Origin of the sequence: Micromonospora chokoriensis (assembly GCF_000718555.1) — a bacterium.
Lineage (GTDB): Bacteria > Actinomycetota > Actinomycetes > Mycobacteriales > Micromonosporaceae > Micromonospora > Micromonospora chokoriensis_B.
Genome location: NZ_JOAN01000017.1, coordinates 52178 through 72921 on the forward strand (window position 1 = coordinate 52178; position 20744 = coordinate 72921).

The following is a 20744-nucleotide window of genomic DNA, read 5'->3' on the forward strand; positions in this document are numbered from 1 at the left end:
GACCGGCCAATGTCCGCGTGCCAGATCCCACATCACGGGCCAGGGAGCGTGGCAGGCTCGCACTGTGGGGCAATTGTCCGAGAGGTCGGCCGGGGCGGCGTGGGAGCGCCTGCGCCGCCTGCCGGTCTGGCTCCCCCCGGCGCTGTTGACCCTGGCGGTGACAGTGACCGGGCTGGGCTCAGCCCAGCTCTGGCGCGACGAGCTGGCGACGTGGAGCGCGGCCACCCGGTCGCCCGGCGACCTGGCCCGACTGGCCGGCACCATCGACGCCGCGACCGGCCCGTACTACCTGCTGATGCACGTCTGGACCAGCGTCTTCGGCGACTCCACTATCGCCCTGCGCGTACCGGCGGTGTTGGCGATGACAGTGGCCGCCGGGCTGCTCGCCGTGCTCGGCGCGCGGCTCGTCGACCGGCGCGGCGGCCTCTTCGCCGGGCTGTTGTTCGCGGTGCTCCCCGGCACCTCCCGCTACGGGCAGGAGGCTCGCCCGTACGCGCTGGCCACCATGCTCGCCGTGCTCGCCACGCTGCTGCTGGTGATCGCGCTACGTCGACCGAGTTGGGCCCGGTGGGCCGGTTACGCGGTCGCCGTCGCCGCGCTCGGGCTCATCCACCTGATCGCGCTCACTCTGCTCGCCGCGCACGCGCTTGTCGTCCTCATCGCCTGGTGGCGCGGCCCGGCCGAGGCCGGCGTCGCCAGCCGGGACCAGCACGGCGCTGCGCGGGACCGGCGGGTGTGGCGGTGGTTGGTGGCCGTGGTGCCGGTCGCGTTGTTGGCCGGCCCGCTGCTGGTCAAGGCCCGGACCCAGCAGTCCCGGCAGTTGAACTGGGTCCACCTGGCCCGGCTGGACGACCTCACCGCACTGCCCGGCGGCGTCACCCAGAGCAGCGTGGTGGGTGGCCTGCTGGTCGGGGTCGCCGCGCTGGGTGCGGCCCGACTCGGACGGCGTTCGGTGCTGCCGGTGAGCGCGGTGCTGCTGCCCGTCCTGCTGCTCTTCGCCGCCGGCACGGTCGTGCCGCTCTGGGTGCCCCGGTACCTGGTCTTCGTGGTGCCCTTCGCGTGCCTGCTGGCGGGCACCGCGCTGGCCGCCGTGGCCGCGCCGGCCGCGCTCGTCGTGGTGGTCCTGGCCGGGCTGCTCGGCCTACCCGACCAGGCCGCGCTGCGACGGACCCACGAGTGGCCGCGCAGCGCGCCGGTGGACTACGCGGGGGCGGCCCGGGTGATCGGCGACGGTCAGCGGCCGGGGGACGCGGTGGTCTACTCGCCCCGGCACAGCTGGCTCTTCCTCGACCTCGGCATCGAGTACCACCTCGACGACCCGCCCCGCGACGTGCTGGTCACCGAGGACGAGGTCCGCCGGGGCGACCTGTGGGCCGCCGAGTGCCCCCAACCGGCGCAATGCCTGGCCGGCACGACACGGGTGTGGCTGGTCGTCTCCGGCCGGCACGCCGAGCCGCTGGCCGCCGTGCCCGGCGCCAAGGGCGAGGCGCTCCGCGCGGACTTCACCGTCGCCCAGGTCTGGCAGCGCCCCGGCTTGACCGTCGCCCTGCTGACCAGCCGGCCGGACCGCTGACCCACTCACCCAACCCGCCCACCACGATGAGCATGATGACGGTAGGTCATCGTGATGACTCACCGTCATCACACTCGTTCCGATGTCCGTTCCCCGGGCGGATCGGGGCGGCGGTCAGGGTTGTGAGCGGCCGTCGTTGGCGTTGCGCGCCAGCGGGACGACAAGCACGGCCTCGGTGCCGCCGTTGGCACCGGCCCGCAGCTCGATGGTGCCGCGCAGCTCCCCGGTGACCAGGGCTCGGACGATCTGGAGACCGAGCCGGCTGCCGCGTTCGGCGTCGAAGTCCGGTGGCAGGCCGCGGCCGTTGTCGGTCACCGAGACGTGCAGCATCTTGCGGAACCGGTGCGCCGAGACCACCACCTCGGGGCGCAGCGACGGGTCGACCTCGGGGGCGGCGACCGGCACCATGCCCGAGGCGGCGGGGGTGGGGGGCTCGTCGGCCTCGTCGGCCGGCGGGAAGCCGTGCTCGACGGCGTTGAGCAGCAACTCGTTGAGGACCATCACCAGCGAGGTGGCGATCTCCGCTGGCAACACACCGAAGCTGCCCCGCCGCCGCATGCCGACGCTCACCTCGGTTGCCGCGACCTCGGTCGCCGCGCTGGCCACCCGGTCGACGATGCCGTCGAACTCGACCGCCTCGTCGCTGGACATGGAGAGCGTCTCGTGCACCAGGGCGATCGAGGCGACCCGGCGAACCGACTCCTCCAGGGCGACCCGCGCCTCCGGCATCGACACCCGGCGGGCCTGCAACCTCAGCAGCGCGGCAACGGTCTGGAGGTTGTTCTTCACCCGGTGGTGGATCTCCCGGATCGTGGCGTCCTTGGTGATCAGGGCTCGGTCCCGGCGACGGACCTCGGTGATGTCCCGGACCAGCACCAGCGCGCCGATCGGCACGCCGGCCGGCATCAGCGGCAGCGCCCGGGTGAGCATCGTGGCACCGCGGGCGTCGATCTCCCGGCGGGGCGGCGCCTCACCGCGCAGCGCGGCCAGGATGCCGTTCGATGCCTCGGTGCCGTCCAGCGGGTCACCGGCCAGCCGGCGGTGCAGCGCGGCCAGGTCCTCCCCCACCAGGTGGGAGGCGTAACCCAACCGGCGGTACGCGGACTGCGCGTTCGGGCTGGCGTAGGTGACCTTGCCGCCGGCATCGAGCCGGACCAGGCCGTCGCCGACCCGGGGCGCCGAGGTGGTCTCGCCCGGATGCCGGGGCGGCGGGAAGGTGCCGTCCGCGATCATCTGCGCCAGGTCGTCGGCAGTGGTCAGGTAGTTGAGCTCCAGCTGGCTGGGCGTACGCGCGGTGGAGAGGTTGGTGTCCCGCCCCACCACGGCGATCACCTCACCGGCCTCCCCTTCGGCGGTACGCAGCCGGACCGGGATCGCCTCGTGCCGGGCCGGCACGTCGCCGTACCAGACCGGGTCGCCCTCGCGCCAGATCCGGCCCTGGGAGTACGCCACCTGAAGGTGTGCCACCTCCGGCCCGCCGACGATCCGACCCACCTGGTCGTCCTGGTAGGCGGTCGGTGCGGTGGTCGGGCGGACCTGGGCGACGCAGAGGAACGTGCCGTCGGCGTCGACCGGCACCCAGAGCAGCAGGTCAGCGAAGGAAAGATCGGAGAGCAACTGCCAGTCGCCGGCGATCCGGTGCAGGTGGTCGATGTCGGCCGGACGGAGATGGGTGTGCTCCTCGGCGAGGTCGCGCAGCGTGGACACGGTGACCAGGGTGCCACGCCGCGCCTCACATCGTCGCGGTGACCTTCTTCAACCCGCGCGGCGCGTCCGGATCCTCACCTCGGGTGAGCGCCAGGGCCAGCGCCAACCGCTGCATCGGCAGGATGTCCAGCAGCGGGGCGTACCGCTCGTCGACCTCGGGAACGGCCAGCCGGGTGGCGCCCGGCACATCGGCGGAGCCGACCACCACGACGTCGGCGCGGCGTTCGCCGAGGCGGGGCAGCACCTCGCCCATCGACCGGCCGCCGGGGCCGGAGCCAACCACGGCGAGCACCGGCACCTCCGGGTCGGTCATCGCGAGCGGGCCGTGCAGCAGGTCGGCGCCGGAGAAGGCGAGCGCTGGCAGGTAGGAGGTCTCCATCAGCTTCAGCGCGGCCTCCCGGGCCGTCGGGTAGGCGTACCCCCGGCCGGTGGTGACGAGCTGACGGGCGAACCGGTAGCGCGGGGCGAGCTGAGCCGGGGTGTCGTCGGCCAGGGTGCGGTCGGCCAGCTCGGGCAGCGCGTCGAGCGCCTCCCGTTCGGCCGCCGGGAGCACGCCGTCACCGGCCCGGATCCCCTCCACAAGCATCAGCAGGGCGAGCAGCTCGGCGGTGTACGTCTTGGTGGCGGCCACCGCCCGCTCGTGCCCGGCGGCGATGTCGACGCTCAGCTCGGCCACGTCGACAAGCGGCGAATCGGGGGCGTTGGTCACCGCGAGGGTCAGCGCCCCGGAGGCTCGGGCGGCACGCAGCACCTCGGCGAGGTCGGGCGAGCCGCCGCTCTGGCTGACCCCGACGACAAGCGCGTCGGAGAGGTCGGGTCGGGCCCCGTACAGGGTGACGACGCTGGGCGAGGCGAGCCCGGCGGGCAGGCCGAGGCGGATCTCGGTCAGGTAGGCCCCGTAGAGCGCCGCGTGATCCGAGGTGCCCCGTGCGGTGAAGACCACGTGCCGCGGCCGACGTTCGGCGATGACCGCCGCCACTCGGGCGATCTCCGCAGCGTTGGCAGCGGAGAGCAGGCGCGCGTAGCCGGCCGGCTGCTCCTTGATGTCGGCGGCCATTCCAGCCCCTGCACGAGTCACGGTCACTCCCCTCTTGCGCGGTTGCCGCGCGATTCTTGCTCAGTCTTGCACTTTTGAGCGCGCTCAAGCAACCGAACGAGCAAGAGTGCGCAGATGATCACCGAATGATCTCAATATCAACTAAGCTTTCCCCGACGTACCCGGTCTACCCGCGCGACGAGAGGACGACGTGCCCGAGGGAACGGACGACCCCGCGCTCTCCGTGACGGAGGAGCTGGCGCTGGCCCGGCTGGCACTCGACGAGGGCGACCTGCACCACGCCGCCGGCCACCTGGCCGGCGCGTTGGCCCGGGCGCCCACCCTCCCGGAGGTGCACGAGACGCTGGCCCGGCTCGCCGCGACGAACGGCGGCGGCCTCGACCTCTTCCCGATCAACCACCACACCTTCGTCGGTGCGGTCGTCGCCCGTGCCCACCTCCTCGCCACCGCCGGCCGCCCCGCCGAAGGGCTGGAGCTGCTGGCCGCGGCGACCGCCTACGCACCCGGCACGGAGTGGGCCGGCGTGCCCTGGGTCACCGCTCCCGAGCTGGCCGAACGGCTGGACCCGGAGCACGTCGCCCGGGTCCTCATGCAGGTCTGCGCCGCACTGCCCGACCCGGTGCCCCGGGTCGGCCGGGCCCCGCTGACGCCGTACCTCACGCTCGCCCGCAACGCGGCCACCGTCCACCCCGAACACGGCCTGCTGCTCGGCGCGGCGTCCGCGCTGGCCCGGCGGCTCGGTGAGGTCGAGCTGGCGGTCCGCTGGGCCACCCGAGGAGTACGCGCACAACCGTCCAAGATGGGCGAGGTGTGGCTCGGGTACGCGTACCGCAGCTCGGGCCGGACCCGCGACGGCCTCGCGGCCCTCGGTCGGGCCGTCGAGCTGGACCCCGACGACCTGGCGATCTACGCGGACATCGCCGGAACCCTGGCGGAGATCGGCCGGCTGGACGAGGCGCTGGAGTGGACCGAGCGGGCACTGGCGCGCGATCCGTCGTTCGACTGCGCGGTGCACACCGCCCACCGCCTGCGGCACCTGCGCGACGGTGACCTCGCCCACCTGGTCGCGCTCGCCGATTTCGTGCGGGACCACCCGGACGACAGCCACGAGCACGGCGACCTGGCCCAGTGCTGCCGAGGTCGGCCCTGGCTCGGCCAACTCACGCCGGCCGGCGGGCCACTTGTCGACGCAATGCGTCAGGCGGTGGCCGACGACGACAACGGCCTCGGCAGCGCCGTACGGCTACCCGCCGCCGCTCCGCCGAGCGCGGTCGGGACGGCGATCTCCACCGCCCCGGGGCTGCGGATCGAGGTCGTGGGCACACCGGAGCCCGACCCGCGCGAGCCCCGACGGGCGACCGCTGCGCGGTTGTGGCACTACGCGGACGCCGTCCCCCAGCCCGCGCTCCCCGCGCCCTCGGCGACGGCGGTCGAGCGGATCGCGCAGATCGCCCACCCGGCGTGGGCGCACCCACCGGCGGCGTACGACGCGGCGGTGGGTCTGGCCGGCCTCGACCTGGACGATCTGCTCGGCCTGCTGGTGCACCCGCCGGCGGCGCCGGCCAACGCGGTGGGTCGCCTGCTGGCCGCCCACGACCCGTCGGTCTGGGTCCGTGGGGTGCAGGTGTGGGCCTGCCTGGGGCTGCTGCACCACCGCACCGACGAGCCGTGGGAGGGTTCCACCCGACGCCGGGTGCTGCTCGATCTGATCTGGGGCGTCGAGGACTGGGTCACCGAGGCGGCGCTGTTCGCCCTGGTCACCGCCGCCTGGGTCGACCCCTCGGTGCGCTCGGACGTGGCGCGGGTGGTGGCGGAGCGGCTGGCCGACGCGGTTGCCGTGGCACGAACCCGGCCGGTGCCGATCGCTGCTTCGCTGGCTCACCTGGCACTCGCCGCCCCGCAGTTGGACCCGGCGACCGCGGCCCTGGCCACCGAGTTGCTGGGCACACGCCCCACCCGACTCCCCCGCCCCCGCAACCCGCTGCGCCGTCTCTGGCAGCGCCTGAACAGGGGTGCGCCGCGCCGACCGTGACGGTCGACGCGGCGCGTTCGGGGTTGGTCAGGCGACCGGGGCCTTGCCGAGGGCGACCTCGGCGTCCTCCTCCGGGGTGGCCTGCGGGGGTGCCTCGTTCGCGGTGCGCAGCGGGATCTCCTTGATGAACCAGGCGAGCACCGGGATCGCGATGGTGAACAGCACGGCCCAGAGGAAGACGTGCGAGATCGAGTCGGCGAGACCGCCGAGCACCGCCTCGCGGACCGCGGGGGGCAGCGCCTTGAGTTTCGCCAGGTCCATCTCGCCGCCGGACTTGCCGCCGAAGGCGTCACCGGCGGCGGAGCTGGCCAACCGGTTGGCGAAGATCGCACCGAAGAGCGAGATGCCGAACGAGCCGCCGATCGACCGGAAGAAGGTCGCCGCGCCACTGGCCGCGCCGAGGTCCTTCTGCTCCACGCTGTTCTGCGCGATCAGCATCGACGTCTGCATGAGGAAGCCCATACCGACGCCGAGCACGATCATGTAGAGCGAGGACATCAGCTTGCTGGTGTCGGTGTCGAGCATGGACAGCAGCGCCATGCCCCCGGTCATCACCACGCCACCGATGATCGGGTACGCCCGGTACCGGCCGTTGCGGGTGATCGCCCGGCCGATGACCAGCGAGACGACAAGCATGCCGAACATCAGCGGCAGCAGCAGCAGACCGCTGTTGGTGGCCGACGCACCCTGCACGGTCTGCTGGTAGAGCGGCAGGAAGTTCATCGCGCCGAACATCGCGAAGCCGAGCAGGAAGCCGATCACGGAGATCAGCGCGAAGTTACGGTTGGCGAAGAGCGCCAACGGGAGGATCGGCTCCTGGACGCGGCGCTCCACCAGCCCGAACGCCACCAACGCGACGATGCCCAACACGGCCAGGCCGAAGATCGGCAGTGACACCCAGTCGTACTCGTTGCCGCCCCAGGTGGTGATGAGCACGATCGCGGTGATGCCGACCGAGAGCAGCCCGGCGCCGAGCCAGTCGATCCGGTGCTCGGTCCGGTACTTCGGCAGGTGCATCGTGGTGATCAGCACGAGCAGCGCGACGCCACCCAGCGGCAGGTTCACGTAGAACGCCCACCGCCAGGAGAGGTGGTCGGTGATGAAGCCGCCGGCCAGCGGGCCGGCCACCATGGCGATGGCCATGATGCCGGCGATCATGCCCTGGTAGCGCCCGCGCTCGCGGGGCGGGACCAGGTCACCGATGATCGCCATCACACCGACCATGAGGCCGCCGGCGCCGAGGCCCTGCACGGCACGGAAGGCGATGAGCTGGACCATTCCGTCCTGCGGGCCACCGAGCATGTCGGAGCCGGCCATGCCACAGAGGGCGGAGCCGACCAGGAAGACGACGACCGAGGTCAGGAAGACCGACTTGCGGCCGTAGAGGTCACCGAGCTTGCCCCAGATCGGGGTCGAGACGGTGGTGCCCAGGACGTACGCGGTGACCACCCAGGTGAAGTGGTTGAGGCCGCCAAACTCGCCCACGATCCGCGGTAACGCGGTGCTGACGATCATGTTGTCGAGCATCGCGAGCATCATCGCGATCATCAGCCCGAACAGCACGACCCTGATGTTGTTGGGTCTCGCGCCGGTCTGCGTTGCCTGAGTCATGGGTAAGCTCCCCCCGAGGATTGCCGCACTTACTTGCCGCCCGGCTAGTCACCTTACTAGCCGCACGGTAAGTTGGGTACCAAGCAACGGTCAAGCCAATTGGGGGGCGCGCGTGAGGGAGAGCACAGGCGGGACACGGGAGCGGATCAAGGCCGTCGCGCTCGAGCTCTTCACCGAGCAGGGGTACGAGAAGACCTCGCTCCGGGAGATCGCCGAGCGGCTCAACGTCACCAAGGCCGCGCTCTACTACCACTTCAAGAGCAAGGACGACATCGTCGCCAGCTTCGTCGAGGACCGGCTGGAACAGATGGACGCGCTGACCGCGTGGGCCGAGTCGCAGCCCGCGACCCTGGCCACCCGGCGCGAGCTCATCTCCCGCTACGCCGACACGATGTTCGGCGGCGAGATGCCGTCGGTGATGCGCTTCTTCGAACAGAACCAGACCGTGCTGAAGAGCCTCGCCTCCGGCCAGCAGATGCGCGGCCGGATGATGAATCTCGCCGAGGCGCTGTGCCGTGGTGACGACTCCCCCGTCGCCCAACTGCGCGCCACGCTCTCCCTGTTCGCGGTGCACGGCAGCTGGTTCGCGCTCCGAGCCCCGCACATGACCGACGACGACCGCCGCAAGATCGCCCTAGAGGTGGCCGACGAGTTGCTGGCCGTCATCGGCACGGACCCGGACCAAGGCGCGGCTACTGCCGAGATGCGCTGATCGGGTGGCGGCTCAGCCGCGCGTCAACTCCAGCCGCAGGCCGAGCAGGTCCACGCCCGGCACCGGCGTCCAGTCCTTCTCCGGCGAGCGGACGAACCCACGCCGCGCGTAGAGCCGGTGCGCCGGATCGGCCATCCCGGCCCGGACGCAGATCACCACCGCCGTGCAACCCAACTCGGTCGCCCGGTCGACACACGCCTCGACCAGCGCGGCACCGACACCCCGCCCCTGCGCGCCGGGGTCGACCGCGAGCATCCGGAACTCCGCCTCGCCCGGCCCGGACAGCTCGGCGAACGGGGTGCCCGGCAGCACGAACGTGACCGAACCGAGCACCGCCTCGGTCACCTCGTCGACCGCGACCAGCACCTCGCCGCTGGCGGCTCGGGTCGACACGTCGGCCAGCACCTCGCCGTAACCGTGCTCGCCCTTGAGCTGGCCATCCGCCTCGTACGCGGCCACGGTCAGCCGGGCCACCGCGGGGAAGTCGGCCGACTCGGCCGAACGGACCCGCAACCCGGTCAAGCGATCACCGCGATCAGGTCACCGTCCTGCACGACATCGCCCTCGTGGACGGCGAGCTGCTGGAGCACACCATCGGACTCGGCGATGACCGGGATCTCCATCTTCATCGACTCGAGGATCACCAGGGTGTCGCCCTCGGCCACCGTGTCACCAGCCGTCGCGACGACCTTCCAGACGTTGGCCACCATCTCGGCGCGGATCTCCTCGGCCATGTCCAGGCCCTCCCTCTTCGCGATGTGCCTGCCGATGTATCCAATCATGCGTCGACCGGCGGTGGGCGCGCAGCGGCACGGCGGGGATAGCAGGCCCGCCCTGGGGAAGGTGGCGGGTGTCGACCGCACTACCATCAGCGGGTCGGACCCGACGCCGGACCGCCGGTGGGTGCATCGGCGCCGAGGTCGTGCGCAGGACGGATCCGACCCATCACGAGGAGGTCAGCTATGGCGAAGAAGTCCCGTAAGAAGAAGGCCCGTAAGAAGAGCGCCGCCAACCACGGCAAGCGTCCCAACTCCTGAACGGATCGACGGGCCGGCGGCCCGTCGCCGATCAGCCCGACCCGGCCGAGGCCGGGCACACCGGTGGCCCGGGTCGACATCGACCCGGGCCACCGGTCTTGCTAGCGGTGCCGACGCTCAGTCGGCCAGCTCACGGGAGTCGCTGGTCTCGAAGACCACCAACTCGGTGAGCTTGACGCGCAGCCGCTCGCGCAGCTGGTCCGGCGCGGTCTCGTTGCCGCAGCAGCGAGCCACCAGCGCTCGTACCTCCTGCTCGAGGCCGTACTCGCGCAGGCAGGGCCCGCACTCGTCCAGGTGGTGCCGGATCAGCGAGCGGCGCTCGTCGGCGCACTCCAGATCCAGGTAGAGATACACCTCCGCGAGCACTTCGCGGCAGTCCGTCTCGTGCGGCTCCCCACAGCTCACGTCACACCTCCCGGCTGGCAGCGGCGGCGGTCGAGCCCTTCGAGGTGCGGGCCGCACTGAAGCCCCGCTCACCCGCGTAGCGCTCAAGCAGCTTGCGCAGATTACGACGGCCGCGGTGCAAACGCGACATCACGGTGCCGATCGGCGTGCCCATGATGTCCGCGACCTCCTTGTAGGAGAAGCCCTCGACATCGGTGAGGTAGACAGCCAGGCGGAACTCCTCCGGCAACTGCTGGAGGGCTTCCTTGACGTCGCTGTCCGGCAGCCGGTCCAGTGCCTCCGTCTCGGCGGAGCGCAACCCGCTGGAGGTGTGCGACTCGGCCTCGGCGAGCTGCCAGTCGGTGATCTCCTCGGTGGGCGCCTGGATCGGCTGGCGCTGCCGCTTGCGGTAGGAGTTGATGTAGGTGTTGGTCAGGATCCGGTAGAGCCAGGCCTTCAGGTTCGTGCCCTGCTCGAACTGGTGGAAGGCCGCGTAGGCCTTCAGGTAGGTCTCCTGGACCAGGTCCTCGGCATCCGCCGGGTTACGCGTCATCCGCAGCCCAGCAGCGTAGAGCTGATCGACGAATGGCATCGCGTCCCGCTCGAATCGGGCCCTGCGCTCGTCCGTCTTCTCGGTGGTCAACCGCACATCCCCTCGCGTCGGATGCTTTCCCGCCGAGGATACGCGCACGGACCTGCCCGTAGATTCACTTCCGGCTGGTGTGCCCGTGCTCACCGCACCCAACCCGCCCGAACCCGCCGTCACGGGCCACTCCGGGCCATCCAGTAGCCGCTTCAGCTGCCGGGCGTCACGTTCGTCCTGTTCCAGGCTTTGTGTCTCGGTTGGCACCGGTCACCCCCCTCGCAGAAAAGTCGTCCGGGGGTAGTAACGCGAGATGACCACTGGGGCATTCCGGCCGGCCCTCCCGTTCCTGGTCCCGGCCCCGACGGCGGCCGGCGCTGGGACCAGGAAGGGCCTGGGAGGACTGGCGTCACCGGACCGAATCGGGCCGGCGGCACCATCGGATGCAACGACCCGCGCCCAGCACCGGAAACGGTCGACCGGGCGAGCCGGCCGCGACGGATCAGTCGGCCGCCCAGCCCTGGGCGGAGAGCCAGTCCCGCACGGCGGCCGCTGTCCCGGCCGGATCCCGGCGTAGATCGTGCGTCTCACCCGGACGGCTCACCACCTGCACGGCCGGCCCCGGCTCCGGCGTCCCGAACGGGTCCCGGTCGCCGTTGACGACAAGTGTCGGCAGGCCAGTGGCCAGTTCGGCGGCCCGCGAGCGTTCCGGACGCCCGGGCGGGTGCAGCGGGAAGGCCAACGCGAGCACGCCGACCGCACCCACCGCACGGGCCGTCCGGCAGGCCACCCGGGCGCCACTGGAACGCCCGCCGACCACCACCGCCGGCACGTCGGCGTGCCGGTCACGCAGCACGGCGAGCACCGCTGCCCAGGCTTCGTCGAGGTGACCTGCCGGTGCCGGCGCGCGTCGACCGGCGACCCGGTAGGGCTGGGTCACCCGGACCACCACCAGGCCGGCCGCGACCGACGCGTCCCGGACCGCGAGCAGGTCGGGCGCGTCGACGCTGCCGCCCGCACCGTGCCCGAGGACGAGCAGGGCGACGGCCGGGCCAACCGGCAGGTCAGTGTCGATCCGCGCCGGACCGCGCGGGGTGTCGATCTCGTTGCAGGACGGCACCGACCCATTCTGCGCCGCCGGACCGGGCACGGGTGCGAACCGGGCCGCCGATCAGCTCAGCGGGACCAGGGCGAGCAGGCGATCTCGCACCGGCGGGCCGGCGTCGTCGATGGCGTCCGGGTCGGGCTCGACCTCGCCCCGCCAGGCGACCAGCATCGCCCGTCGTTCGCGCGGTGTGGTGCCGCCCCACACGCCATGGCAGTCACCGACGTCGAGAGCCCAGGCCAGGCAGGACCCCTGCACGTCACAACTGCGGCACAGCGCGACGGCGGCGTCCGCCGGCTCGTTCGGTGCTGGAAAGAATGTCTCCGGATCGACGCTCTGGCAGGTGCCTCTGGTGCGCCACGCGTCGTCCTGTCGCCGGTCCCGCACCGCCTTGAGCAGTCGCGGATCTCGCTGCGCCGCAGCCACCTCGTGCGGACGCGGCATACGTGCCCGTGTCATCCACCCACCTCCCCCGTGGGACCGGCAAAATCGGTGGACGTCGTCCGCCCCGTGCGAATCGACAGCCACTACCGGCGCTGTGTTCTATCGCACTTCACGACACGGGGACAAGGGTCTGCCGGGAACATGACTGAACAGCTAGGCGACGAATCGCGCGGAACCCTGGCAAATCGGTGCCCGACGATGCGCCGGGCTCAGAACAGGGTCAACTTCTGCGTTGTCGGCGTCGACGCCACCCGCGCGGTCAAATGCGGCCCGTCGTTGCGCACGTCGCCCACCGCCGCACCCACCGGGCGGATTTCCAACCCCGCCAACTGCTCCGCCGACGCCGGGGTGAGCAGCCGCCCCGGCTCGTCGGTCGACGCCAGCCACGACGACCACCGCTCGGGTGGCAGCAGCACCGGCATCCGGTCGTGCACCTCGGCCAGTTCGCCGAGCGCCGCGGTGGTCAGCACGCTGAAGGTGAGCCGGGCGTCGGCACCGGACTCCCAGAGCGACCAGATGCCGGCCAGCGCGAGCACCGAGCCGTCCCGGGGAGTCATGAAGTACGCCTGTCGCCCGCCGTCGGGCCGACGGACCCACTCGTACCAGCCGTCGGCCGGGACCAGGCAGCGGCGACGGGAGAAGGACCCGGCGTACGCCCGGCTGGTGGCCACCGTCTCCGCCCGCGCGTTGATCATGCGGGCGGCCCCGGAGGCGGACCGGGACCAGTGCGGCAGCAGCCCCCAGCGACCGACACAGAGGCTGCGGTGCCCCTCCGGGCTGACCCGGACCAGCGGCACCGGGTCGGTCGGCGCGACGTTGTGATCAGCGCGGACCGAGCCGTCGGAGTCGTCGGACGACTCGAACAGCGCGCTCAGCTCGCCGGAGCTCCGGGTCGTCGCGTACCTGCCGCACATGGGGCACACGCTAACGCGTCGGAGGCCCGGTCGGCTGTCCCGCCAACCGGGAGTACGAACGCCGGGCACCACCGCCCACCGGCTGACACGGCAGAATGTAACCGTGGGGAACCTGACCGCGACCCGGCCGCCACAGCCGTGGACCGCACCGACCGCATCCGACCCGGTGGCGGCGACGCTGCGCCTACCCGGTTCCAAATCGATGACCGCCCGCGCCCTGGTGCTCAGCGCGCTGGCCGCCGGCCCGTCGACACTGGCCGGGCCGTTACGCGCCCGCGACACCGAGTTGATGGCCGCCGGCCTGCGGGCGATGGGTGCGCACGTCTCGATCAGCGACGACGAGCGCTGGCTGGTCCGACCGCACCCACTTGTCGGCCCCGCGCACGTCGACGTGGGCCTGGCCGGCACCGTGATGCGGTTCGCGCCGCCGGTGGCGGGCCTGGCCGACGGGCAGGTCACCTTCGACGGTGACCCGCACGCCCGCACCCGGCCGCTCGGCCCGCTGATCGGCGCGCTGCGCTCGCTGGGCGTCCGGATCGACGTCACCGGCACCGGCAGCCTGCCGCTGACCGTGCTCGGCACCGGGCGGGTCACCGGCGGCGAGGTGGTGATCGACGCGTCCGCCTCCAGTCAGCTCGTCTCCGGGTTGCTGCTGGCCGCCCCACGCTTCGACCGGGGTGTCGTGGTGCGCCACGTCGGCCCGCCGGTGCCCTCCGCGCCGCACCTCCGGATGACGGTGCAGATGCTGCGCGCCGCTGGCGCGGCCGTCGACGACACCACCCCCGACGTGTGGACCGTCGAGCCAGGCCCGCTCACCGGCCGCGGCTGGGAGATCGAGCCGGACCTCTCCGGCGCGGTGCCGTTCTTCGCCGCCGCCCTGGTCACCGGCGGCGAGGTGACCCTGCAAGGCTGGCCGCACAGCAGCGCGCAGCCGGTCGAGCAACTCCGCTCGCTGCTGCAACAGATGGGCGGCGAGGTCACCCTCTCCACCAACGGGCTGACCGTCCGGGGCACCGGCGTGGTGCACGGTCTGACCGCCGACCTCTCCGACGTCAGTGAGTTGACCCCAGCGCTGACCGCACTGGCCATGCTGGCCGACTCACCGTCGGTCTTCACCGGCATCGGGCACATCCGTGGCCACGAGACCGACCGGCTTACCGCGCTGACGCGCGAGTTCACCGCGCTCGGGGCGGACGTCACCGAAGCACCGGACGGGCTGGAGATCCGGCCCCGACCGCTGCGCGGCGGGGTCTTCCGCACCTACCACGACCACCGGATGGCACACGCCGCAGCGGTGACGGGGCTCGCCGTGCCCGGCATCGAGGTGGACGACGTGGGGTGTACCTCCAAGACCATGCCCGAGTTCCCGGCACTATGGTCAGCGATGGTGACCGGCAAGAGCTGACGCGAGAAGAGGACAGGTCCTGGCGACCAAACGGCGGGAGTACGACGAGGACGACGTTCGGGTCCGACCCGGAAAGTCGTCGCGCCCGCGTACGCGCACCCGCCCGCAGCACGCCGACGCGGTCGACGGGTTCGTCATCGCCGTCGACCGGGGGCGCTACCAGTGCGTGCTGTCCGGGGCCGAGCGCGGCGTGGTCGGTGCCGAGCTGCCCACGGTCACCGCCATGCGGGCCCGCGAGCTGGGCCGCAAGTCGGTGGTGGTCGGCGACCGGGTCAGCCTGGTCGGTGACACGTCCGGCGCGGAGGGCGCCCTCGCCCGCATCGTCCGGATCGCCGAGCGCCGCTCGGTGCTGCGACGCACCGCCGACGACGACGAGACCACCGCCGAGGGTCGGCTGGAACGGGTGGTGGTGGCCAACGCAGACCAGTTGGTGATCGTCAGCGCGTTGTCCGACCCGCCGCCGCGCACCGGGTTCATCGACCGCTGCCTGGTGGCCGCGTACGACGCGGACGTCGAGCCACTGCTCTGCCTCACCAAGGCCGACCTGGCGGGGCCGGAGGAGGTGCTGGGCTACTACACCGAGCTGGAGCTGCCGTACGTGCTCAACCGCCCCGACTCCGACCTGGACGCGCTCCGTGCGCTGCTCAGCGGCAAGGTGTCAGTGCTGGTCGGGCACTCCGGGGTGGGCAAGTCGACGCTTGTCAACCGCCTCGTTCCGGACGCGCTGCGCGCGGTCGGCGTGGTCAGCGCGATCGGCCGGGGCCGGCACACGTCCACCAGCGCGGTGGCGCTGCGGCTGCCACCGGTGCCCGGGGTCGACACCGACCCGGGCTGGATCATCGACACCCCCGGGATCCGCAGCTTCGGGTTGGCGCACGTCTCGGCCGACAGCCTGCTGCACGGCTTCCCGGACCTGGTCGAGGGCACGGTCGACTGCCCGCCGAACTGCCCGCACACGACCGACGAGGCCGACTGCGGGCTGGACGCCTGGGTGGCCGCCGGCAAGGCCGACCCGCGCCGGCTGGCGTCGTACCGCCGGTTGCTCGCCTCCCGTGCCGGCGAGGGTGACTCGCGCGGCGACAGCGACCAGCGCGGGCCTGGCGAGGGTGACCGGCGCGGGCCCGACGAGTGAGCCGACGTGCGTGGGCTAGGTTGCCGGCATGACCGGGTACGCCGACGACCTCGCTCTCGCCCACCTGCTCGCCGACCGGGCCGACGCCATCGCCACGGCCCGGTTCCGCGCGCTCGACCTGCGCGTCGAGGCGAAGCCCGACCTGACGCCGGTCTCCGACGCGGACACCGCCGTCGAGCGGGAGATCCGCGCCGTGCTGGCCGAGCACCGACCGGCCGACGGGCTGCTCGGCGAGGAGTACGGCGCGACGCCGTCCACCGACCCGAACGGCCGCCGGTGGATCATCGACCCGATCGACGGCACCAAGAACTTCGTCCGTGGCGTGCCGATCTGGGCCACCCTGATCGCGCTCTACGACGGCGACCGGCCAGCGGTCGGCGTGGTGTCCGCACCGGCGCTCGGCCGGCGTTGGTGGGCCAGCGCGGGCGCGGGCGCGTACGCCGGGCCGGGCCCTGCGGCCGGCGAGCGGATCGGCGTGTCCGCGGTGCGTGGGATCGCGGATGCCAGCTTCTGCTACTCGTCGCTGAACGGGTGGGAGAGCGCCGGGCGGCTCGACGCGGTGCTCGACCTGATGCGGGGCAGCTGGCGCACCCGGGCGTACGGGGACTTCTACGGCTACATGCTGTTGGCCGAGGGGGCACTCGACGTGATGGCTGAGCCGGAGCTGTCCCTGTGGGACGTGGCGGCGCTGGTGCCGATCATCACGGAGGCGGGTGGCACGGTCACGGATCTGTCCGGTCGACCGGCGCCCTCCGGGTCCCCGGGCACCGACAGCAGCGTGGTGGCCACCAACGGTGTGCTGCACGCCGACATCCTCGCCCGGCTGGATCGACCAGCCGAGCGCTGACCCCCGGCAACCTCTATCCTCGCCAAGTGGTCTCCTCTGGTTGGTGCTTCCTCGCGGCGATGATCGTCGCGTATGGCTTCGCCAACCTTCTCCAGTCGGTGGCGGCGGCCCGCACCACGGTCCACCACACCTTCGACCCGGGTCTGCTGCTGCGCCTCGCCGGGCACCGGACGTACCTGGTCGGCCTCGGCTGCCAGATCGGCGGCTTCGTGCTCGCGTTCCTGGCCCGGCGGGACCTGCCGCTGTTCCTCGTGCAGGCCAGCGTGGCAGCCGGGCTCGGGGTGACCGCCATCCTCGGCGTCCTGGTGTTGAAGTGGCGGCTACCGGCGGCCGAGGTGGTGCTGCTGGGCCTGCTCTTCGGGGGGATCACCGCGCTGGTGCTCTCCGCCCGGCCGGCACCGTCGAAGCAGCTCGGCACCGCCGGCTCGATCGCCCTGCTGGTGGCGCTCGGCGTCATCGCGGTGCTCGGTTTCTTCGCCGTTCGGCTGCACGGGGCACCAGGTTCGGTGGCCCTCGGCTCACTTGCCGGGCTGGCGTTCAGCTCGGCCGCGGTCGCCGCTCGGCCGCTGGCGTCCGCACCGTCCGCCGAGGCGTTCCTCGCCGACCCGCTGTTCTACCTGCTGATCGCCCACTCGGTCGTCGGTCAGCTGCTGCTCGGGCTGGCCATGCAGCGCGGCTCGACCACCGCCGCGGTCGCCGCGATGGACGCCGCCGGTGCGGTGCCGGCCGCGATCGTCGGCCTGCTGCTGCTCAACGACAAGATCTGGCCGGGGCGGGAGTGGCTGGCCGCAGCCGGCTTCCTGGTCACCCTGGCCGCAGTGATCGGCCTGACCCGCTACGCCGAGCCGCAGCAGCAACGCTCGGTGGCACGCCGTCGAGACCGCGCCATGGTCGGCGCCGGCCGGCCCGGCTGACGAACCGCGCCGCCCGACACCTCCCTCAGGCCTCGACCGGCTTGCGGCGGCTCACCACCCGCTCGTAGAGGCGCTCCAACGCGCCAGCGGTGCGCTCCCACGTGTAGCTGCTGCGCACCCGGTCCACCGCAGCGTGCCCGTACGCGAACCGGCCGGCGTTGTCGCCGAGCAGCCGACGCAGCGAGACTCCGAGTGCCCGCACGTCACCGGGGGGCACCAGGCGGCCGGTGACCTCGTCGACGACGGCGTCCGCCAGGCCGCCCATCGCGTAGCCGATCACCGGCACTCCGCAGGCCATCGCCTCCAGCGAGACCCGCCCGGCCGAGGAGTAGTGCGGCGTGCAGGCGACCACGTCCGCCGACCGGTACCAGGTGGCCATCTGGTCGTGCGGCACCGCACCGACGAGCCGTACCTGGTCGATGACGCCGACCTGCTCGGCAAGCTCACGCAGCCGTCGCGCCTCGGCGTGGTTGACCAGTTGGTCGGCCGGCGGCCCACCGGCGATCACCAGCTCGGCGTCACCGACCAGCCGCATCGCCCGGATCAGGTCCTCCTGGCCGTGCCCTGCGGCGAGCGAGCCCACCGACAGGATGCGGGGCCGCTGTTCGCGTGGCGCGGCCTCGCCGTCGGGATGGAACTGCTCGATGTCGACCCCGGCCGGCACCAACGCGACCGAGCTGCGTTGCAGACCCATCCGGGTCAGCTCGTCGACCTCGTCGTTGGACTGGGCCACGGCGATGTCGACCGCCCGGGTCAGCGCGCGCTCCAGCGTGATCCGCTGCCCCGGCCCGTCGTAGTGGCCGCCCAGATGACGCAGCTGCTCGACCCCGAGCGAGTGGAACGTCTGCACCACCGGAATGTCGGTCTCCCGAACGGCGTGCGCGGCGGCCAGGCCACCGACCCAGTAGTGCCCGTGCACCACCTCGGGCCGCCAGGCACCCGACCACTCGTCAGCCAACCAGCGGCCGACCTCCGTGACGTACGGGATCAGCTCGGCGGTCGGTAGTGGGGTGGGCGGGCCGGCGGGCACCTGATGCACCTGGTAGCCGTCGACCTCCATCGTCGCCGGCAGCGCCGGGTCGTCCCGGCGGTCGTAGAGCCGCACGTCGTGGCCTCGACCGGCCAGCTCGGCGGCGACCCGCGCGATGTGCTGTCGGGTGCCGACCGGTGGGCCGTCGGCGTGGCGATAGGAACTGGCGTGCGCGCAGACGAGGCCGACGCGCATGGGTCACCTCCCTGCGATCTTTCCTCGGCGGTGGTCCTCCCGGTCAGAGCGTCCCATTAACCCCGCGACGCTGAGCCGAAACCTGGCAGATCAGGAAGAGTCCCCGCGAGTGCCACCGAAACTTGCGGCACAGCAAGCACAGGGGGCACACCAACCAGCGGTTCGACGATGATCGACATCCGCGCGCTGGTATGACCAGGCCCGGGCGGGGGTACCGCTGAGGAATGCCGCTGACCCGCAGTCTCGACGATTCGACCGTGGTGATCACCGGCGCGTCCAGCGGGATCGGCACGGCCACCGCGTACGCGTTGGCCCGCCGGGGTGCCGCCGTCGTGCTGGCCGCCCGCAGCGAGCCCGCCCTGCGACAGGTCGCCCAGCGCTGCCGAGAGTTGGGCGGACGGGCGCTTGTCGTACCCACCGATGTGACAGATCTGGAGTCGGTGCGGCGGCTCGCCGATCAGGCGGCGGTCGAGTTCGGCCGGATCGACGCCTGGGTCAACAACGCCGCGGTGAGCGCGGTGGGTCTGTTCGACGAGATCCCGGTCGCCGAGTTCCGCCGGGTGCTGGAGGTCAACCTGCTCGGGGCGGTGCACGGCATCAAGGCGGCCCTGCCCTACCTGGGCGCCGCCGGCGGCGGTGTACTGATCAACAACGCCTCGGTGCTGGCCGAGGTGGCCATGCCGTACCAGTCGGCGTACAACGCCACCAAGCACGGCATCCGCGGGCTGGCCGACACGGTCCGCCAGGAGCTGCGCGTCACCGGCCGTGGTCAGATCTCCGTCTGCACCGTGCTGCCGGCCACGATCGACACCCCGTTCTTCCGGCACGCGGGCAACTACAGCGGCCGGGAGTTGGTGCCGCCGCCCCCGATCTACCCGCCGGAGGTGGTCGCCGAGACCATCGTCCGGCTGCTGCGCCGGCCCCGCCGCGAGGCGTACGCCGGTGGCGCGGCCCGGCTGCTGGGCCTGCAGTGGCGGCTGGCGCCCGCGCTGGTGGAGCGCACGCTCGGCTGGTACGCCCACCGCACCCAGTTCGGGCCGGGCGCCCGGCTGGACAGCAGCGGCAACGTGTTCCACCCCGACGCCCAGGCCCGCCGGGACGGGGGCTGGCACGGTCGCCGGCGACAGTTGGTGCGGATGACCGCCGCGTTCGGTCTGGCCGCCGCCGGAACCGCTGTCGGCACCCTGGCTGCCATCAACCGCCGTTCCCGGTCGGACCGCTGATGGCCGACATCAAGCGCCCGAATGCGCTGACCGCCACCGACGCGCACAATGGGTCGATCATGTCGAGCTGCCTGGTGGAAATCGACGATTCGACGGCGGTGGTCCGGCTGACCGGCGTGCTCGACGCCACCGCGGCCGAATCGGTCCGCGGCGCGCTGCTCGCCCGCCTCTGCGACCGGCCCGGCCCGGTGGTCGCCGACGTGACCGGTCTGCGGGTCGCCGGCTCGGCCGGGCGGGATGTCTTCGCCGAGGTTCGTCGGGAGGTCGCCGACTGGCCCGCCGCGGATCTGCTGCTGTGTGACCCCACGGTCGACGGGCCCGCCCACCCGAACGCCGCATTCGCTGGCGTGCCGGCCTGGCCGACGCTCGACGGCGCGCTGGCCGCGGTCGCGGCGGCACCGCTGGCGGCGGTGCTCACCGTCGAACTGGCCCCGGCGGTGGGAGCCGCCCGGCAGGCGCGCGAGCTGGTCACCACCGGTTGCGAGCGCTGGGGCATGGCCACGCTCGCCGACCCGGCCTGCATCGCCGTCACCGAGATGGTCAACAACGTGGTGGCGCACGCCCGGACCCCGATGACGGTGCGGCTGGCTCCCCAGGAGAACACCCTGCACCTGTCGGTTCGCGACCACTCCCCGCGTCAGCCGACGTTCGCCGGGATATCCCCGCCGACCCAGGCCGGCGGCCGGGGCCTGCTGCTGATCGACACGGTGACCCGTCGTTGGGGCAGCAGCGCCGTGCCGGACGGCAAGGTCGTCTGGTGCGTGCTGCACCCGGACGACGAGGCCGCCTGACGGCGCTTTCGCCGCCGGTGCCCGGTTCCGCGCCGTACCGCCGAGCGC

21 protein-coding genes are annotated in these 20744 nt (G+C 72.6%); 10 read left to right on the forward strand and 11 right to left on the reverse strand.

What is annotated here, in order from left to right; genetic code table 11:
* Window positions 1-64: 64 nt before the first annotated feature.
* On the forward strand, window positions 65-1573 hold the full coding sequence (locus tag IF46_RS0122740) for a glycosyltransferase family 39 protein (RefSeq protein WP_084598003.1): 1509 nt from the start codon (window positions 65-67) through the stop codon (window positions 1571-1573).
* Between the two features lie 114 nt (window positions 1574-1687).
* On the opposite strand, the gene IF46_RS0122745 is transcribed toward IF46_RS0122740, so the two are convergent.
* Together IF46_RS0122745 and IF46_RS0122750 are read right to left on the reverse strand one after the other, a co-directional pair.
* Entirely contained in the window at window positions 1688-3280 is a 1593-nt protein-coding gene (locus IF46_RS0122745) for a PAS domain-containing sensor histidine kinase (RefSeq protein ID WP_030490391.1), read from the reverse strand.
* A 25-nt stretch (window positions 3281-3305) separates the two neighbouring features.
* Complete coding sequence (locus tag IF46_RS0122750; protein WP_030490392.1) at window positions 3306-4337, reverse strand: SIS domain-containing protein; 1032 nt, start codon at window positions 4335-4337, stop codon at window positions 3306-3308.
* Between the two features lie 190 nt (window positions 4338-4527).
* Here IF46_RS0122750 and IF46_RS0122755 point away from each other — a divergent pair, with 190 nt between their 5' ends.
* Window positions 4528-6369, forward strand: coding sequence for a tetratricopeptide repeat protein (locus tag IF46_RS0122755; RefSeq protein WP_051724088.1), 1842 nt, complete (start codon window positions 4528-4530; stop codon window positions 6367-6369).
* Between the two features lie 27 nt (window positions 6370-6396).
* Here IF46_RS0122755 and IF46_RS0122760 read toward each other — a convergent pair whose 3' ends face one another.
* Window positions 6397-7980 (reverse strand): MDR family MFS transporter, encoded by a 1584-nt coding sequence (locus IF46_RS0122760; protein WP_030490394.1) that lies wholly within the window; start codon window positions 7978-7980, stop codon window positions 6397-6399.
* A 112-nt stretch (window positions 7981-8092) separates the two neighbouring features.
* Between IF46_RS0122760 and IF46_RS0122765 the strand changes: the two genes are divergently transcribed.
* Complete coding sequence (locus IF46_RS0122765; RefSeq protein ID WP_030490395.1) at window positions 8093-8692, forward strand: TetR/AcrR family transcriptional regulator; 600 nt, start codon at window positions 8093-8095, stop codon at window positions 8690-8692.
* A 12-nt stretch (window positions 8693-8704) separates the two neighbouring features.
* Here IF46_RS0122765 and IF46_RS0122770 read toward each other — a convergent pair whose 3' ends face one another.
* Window positions 8705-9214, reverse strand: coding sequence for a GNAT family N-acetyltransferase (locus IF46_RS0122770; RefSeq protein WP_030490396.1), 510 nt, complete (start codon window positions 9212-9214; stop codon window positions 8705-8707).
* Window positions 9211-9432, reverse strand: coding sequence for a biotin/lipoyl-binding carrier protein (locus IF46_RS0122775; protein WP_030490397.1), 222 nt, complete (start codon window positions 9430-9432; stop codon window positions 9211-9213). The genes IF46_RS0122770 and IF46_RS0122775 overlap by 4 nt, the downstream gene beginning before the upstream one ends.
* Window positions 9433-9654: 222 nt before the next feature.
* On the opposite strand from IF46_RS0122775, the gene IF46_RS35775 reads away from it, so the two are divergent.
* A complete protein-coding gene (locus IF46_RS35775) occupies window positions 9655-9729 on the forward strand; it encodes a 50S ribosomal protein bL37 (protein WP_369814844.1) in 75 nt (24 codons plus the stop codon).
* Window positions 9730-9846: 117 nt separating this feature from the next.
* Here the strand turns inward: IF46_RS35775 and rsrA are convergent, their stop codons facing one another.
* The 5 genes from rsrA to IF46_RS0122805 all read right to left on the reverse strand — a co-directional run bounded on the left by rsrA (window position 9847) and on the right by IF46_RS0122805 (window position 13159).
* On the reverse strand, window positions 9847-10134 hold the full coding sequence (gene rsrA, locus IF46_RS0122785; protein ID WP_030490399.1) for a mycothiol system anti-sigma-R factor: 288 nt from the start codon (window positions 10132-10134) through the stop codon (window positions 9847-9849).
* 1 nt (window position 10135) lies between these two features.
* Complete coding sequence (locus tag IF46_RS0122790; protein ID WP_030490400.1) at window positions 10136-10963, reverse strand: sigma-70 family RNA polymerase sigma factor; 828 nt, start codon at window positions 10961-10963, stop codon at window positions 10136-10138.
* 235 nt (window positions 10964-11198) lie between these two features.
* Complete coding sequence (locus IF46_RS0122795; RefSeq protein ID WP_030490401.1) at window positions 11199-11816, reverse strand: alpha/beta family hydrolase; 618 nt, start codon at window positions 11814-11816, stop codon at window positions 11199-11201.
* 51 nt (window positions 11817-11867) lie between these two features.
* Window positions 11868-12260 (reverse strand): WhiB family transcriptional regulator, encoded by a 393-nt coding sequence (locus IF46_RS0122800; protein ID WP_030490402.1) that lies wholly within the window; start codon window positions 12258-12260, stop codon window positions 11868-11870.
* 194 nt (window positions 12261-12454) lie between these two features.
* Window positions 12455-13159: an SOS response-associated peptidase gene (locus IF46_RS0122805; RefSeq protein ID WP_030490403.1), complete on the reverse strand. Its 705-nt coding sequence runs from the start codon at window positions 13157-13159 to the stop codon at window positions 12455-12457.
* 103 nt (window positions 13160-13262) lie between these two features.
* On the opposite strand from IF46_RS0122805, the gene aroA reads away from it, so the two are divergent.
* The 4 genes from aroA (at window position 13263) to IF46_RS32745 (ending at window position 17457) form a co-directional block, all read left to right on the forward strand.
* Window positions 13263-14564, forward strand: a complete 1302-nt coding sequence (gene aroA / locus IF46_RS0122810) for a 3-phosphoshikimate 1-carboxyvinyltransferase (RefSeq protein ID WP_030490404.1) — start codon at window positions 13263-13265, stop codon at window positions 14562-14564.
* A 223-nt stretch (window positions 14565-14787) separates the two neighbouring features.
* Window positions 14788-15696: a ribosome small subunit-dependent GTPase A gene (rsgA, locus tag IF46_RS0122815; protein WP_420063586.1), complete on the forward strand. Its 909-nt coding sequence runs from the start codon at window positions 14788-14790 to the stop codon at window positions 15694-15696.
* Window positions 15697-15724: 28 nt separating this feature from the next.
* Complete coding sequence (gene hisN, locus IF46_RS0122820; RefSeq protein WP_030490406.1) at window positions 15725-16543, forward strand: histidinol-phosphatase; 819 nt, start codon at window positions 15725-15727, stop codon at window positions 16541-16543.
* Window positions 16544-16602: 59 nt separating this feature from the next.
* Complete coding sequence (locus IF46_RS32745) at window positions 16603-17457, forward strand: hypothetical protein (RefSeq protein ID WP_232234131.1); 855 nt, start codon at window positions 16603-16605, stop codon at window positions 17455-17457.
* Window positions 17458-17482: 25 nt separating this feature from the next.
* Here the strand turns inward: IF46_RS32745 and IF46_RS0122830 are convergent, their stop codons facing one another.
* Entirely contained in the window at window positions 17483-18682 is a 1200-nt protein-coding gene (locus IF46_RS0122830) for a glycosyltransferase (RefSeq protein ID WP_030490407.1), read from the reverse strand.
* Window positions 18683-18906: 224 nt separating this feature from the next.
* Here IF46_RS0122830 and IF46_RS0122835 point away from each other — a divergent pair, with 224 nt between their 5' ends.
* Together IF46_RS0122835 and IF46_RS0122840 are read left to right on the forward strand one after the other, a co-directional pair.
* Window positions 18907-19905: an SDR family oxidoreductase gene (locus tag IF46_RS0122835; protein ID WP_030490408.1), complete on the forward strand. Its 999-nt coding sequence runs from the start codon at window positions 18907-18909 to the stop codon at window positions 19903-19905.
* A complete protein-coding gene (locus IF46_RS0122840) occupies window positions 19905-20696 on the forward strand; it encodes an ATP-binding protein (RefSeq protein WP_030490409.1) in 792 nt (263 codons plus the stop codon). The genes IF46_RS0122835 and IF46_RS0122840 overlap by 1 nt, the downstream gene beginning before the upstream one ends.
* Window positions 20697-20744 lie beyond the last annotated feature (48 nt).